The organism is uncultured Ralstonia sp., from assembly GCA_913056305.1.
Classification (GTDB): domain Bacteria; phylum Pseudomonadota; class Gammaproteobacteria; order Burkholderiales; family Burkholderiaceae; genus Ralstonia.
The window spans coordinates 1-2,185 of sequence record CAJXMR010000403.1 but is presented as its reverse complement, the minus strand read 5'-3'; the positions used below and the strand labels follow the sequence as shown (position 1 = coordinate 2,185).

Genomic DNA, 2,185 nt, shown 5'->3' with positions numbered 1-2,185 from the left:
CTTACTTTCTTTGGCAAGACAAAGAAAGTGAGTCGGCCCCGGCAGGGGACGAAACGGGAGCAGACCACCAACACCAAAACCCCACCCAAAAAAAACATCAAGCCGCTTCTTCAATCACCGGATGCCGCTGCTTCCGATACAGAAAATCCAACACAGCAGCGCGGCACGCGTGATAAGTCGGATCATCCGCCAACGCCATCCGCTCCCGAGGCCGCGGCAGGCCAACCGCCAAAATTTCGCCAATGGTGGCAGCCGGCCCATTGGTCATCATCACGATGCGGTCCGCCAGCAAGACGGCCTCATCCACGTCATGCGTGACCATCACGACGGTGCTCTGCGTGGCAGCGACGATCTTCAGCAGCTCGTCCTGCAGATGCGCACGCGTCAGTGCATCCAACGCCCCAAACGGCTCGTCCATCAGCAGCACCTTCGGCTCCATCGACAGTGCCCGCGCAATCCCGACCCGCTGCTTCATCCCCCCAGAAATCTCATGCGGATGTTTCTGCTCGGCATGCGTGAGCCCCACCAGCGCCAGCGCCGCATGCGTGCGCGCCTTCAAGTCAGCCTTCGATGCGGTCTTGCCAAACACGCGCTCGACGGCCAGGTACACGTTGTCAAAACACGTGAGCCACGGCAGCAGCGAATGGTTCTGAAACACCACCGCCCGATCCGGCCCCGGCCCGGCGATCTCGCGCTCGGCGAGGATCAGCCCACCGCTGGTCGGCCGCGTGAGCCCGGCAATGAGGTTCAACAAGGTCGACTTGCCGCAGCCTGAGTGCCCGATCAACGCAATGCACTCACCACGCGCCACCGTCAGCTCGATGTCGCGCAAGGCGACGAACGGGCCGCTCTTGGTCTTGAACGTCTGGCCCACGTGTTCGATGCGCAGGAGCTTGTCTGTCATGGCCATCCCCTCTTTCTCAAACCGCGTCATACGAGAACCGGCGCGCAATCGCCAGCAGCGCGTGCTCCAGCAGCAGCCCCACCACCCCAATCACGAAGATGGCGATGACGATGTGCTCGACTTTCAGGTTGTTCCACTCATCCCACAGCCAGAAGCCGATGCCGACCCCGCCGGTGAGCATCTCGGCGGCGACGATCACCAGCCACGCGGTGCCGATCGACAGGCGCACGCCGGTCAGCATGTAGGGCAGCACCGCCGGGAACAGCACGCGCGTGAACACCTTCCACTCCGACAGGTTCAGCACACGCGCCACGTTCAGGTAATCCTGCGGCACGCGCGTCACGCCCACGGCGGTGTTGATGACCATCGGCCAGATCGAGCAGATGAAGATCGCCCAGATCGCCGCCGGGTTGGCAGATTTGAACAGCAGCAGCCCGATCGGCAGCCACGCCAGCGGCGACACCGGCCGCAGCAGGCTGATGATGGGCGAGGCCATGGCATTGAGAAACGCGAAGCGCCCGATCAGGAAGCCGGCCGGAATGCCGATCACCGCCGCCATGCCGAAGCCCGCGCCCACCCGCGCCAGCGACGCCAGTACGTTCCAGCCCACGCCCTGGTCGTTGGGGCCGTTGCGGTAAAACGGATCGGCAAAGAGGGCGACGGCCGCTTTCCATGTCACGGCCGGGGTGGGCAGCGCGGGGATGGCGGCAGCGATGCCCTGCCACGCCAGCACGAAGATCGCAAAGCCCAGCACGGGCGGAAAGCCGCGCACCACGGCGGCAACGAACCAGTCGCGCAACACGATGCGGCGACGGGCAGGGGCGGCGTCGGACTGCACGCCGGGCACAGCTTTGACAAGCGTGTTCATGTCGGGCTCCATCGACGTGAAGGACCGCAATCAGAAGGAGAGGGGCGTCAGAACCTGTTCAGGATCCGTAGCGAGCGGCCCGAGGTTGGCTTGAGAAGCGCAGCCGTACACGTGTACGGCGAGCATCGCAGAGCCAAGATCGGGGCGCGCAGTAGGATCATGAGCAGGTTTTCAGGCCTTGATCTTGAAACCGTCTGCGTAGGCGGCCGGGTTCTTGGCATCCCACACCACGCCGTCGATCAGCTTGGCCGTGCGCATGTCGCTCTTGGGCACGGGCGTGCCGGTGGCGGTGGCGGCTTGCTTGAAGATGTCGACGCGGTTGACCTGGCGGGCGATGGCCAGGTAATCCGGATGCGTTTTCAGCAGGCCCCAGCGCTTGTGCTGCGTGAGGAACCACATGCCGTCCGACAGGT

Annotated in this window: 2 protein-coding genes and 1 pseudogene; all 3 read right to left on the bottom strand. The window is 64.2% G+C overall.

What is annotated here, in order from left to right:
• Positions 1 to 97: 97 nt before the first annotated feature.
• Entirely contained in the window at positions 98 to 904 is an 807-nt protein-coding gene (locus QZ609_RS26595) for an ABC transporter ATP-binding protein (RefSeq protein ID WP_295501549.1), read from the bottom strand.
• Positions 905 to 920: 16 nt separating this feature from the next.
• Positions 921 to 1,772 (bottom strand): nitrate ABC transporter permease, encoded by an 852-nt coding sequence (gene ntrB / locus QZ609_RS26590; RefSeq protein WP_295501546.1) that lies wholly within the window; start codon positions 1,770 to 1,772, stop codon positions 921 to 923.
• 171 nt (positions 1,773 to 1,943) lie between these two features.
• Positions 1,944 to 2,185: pseudogene (locus QZ609_RS26585) on the bottom strand (nitrate ABC transporter substrate-binding protein); the annotation flags it as partial.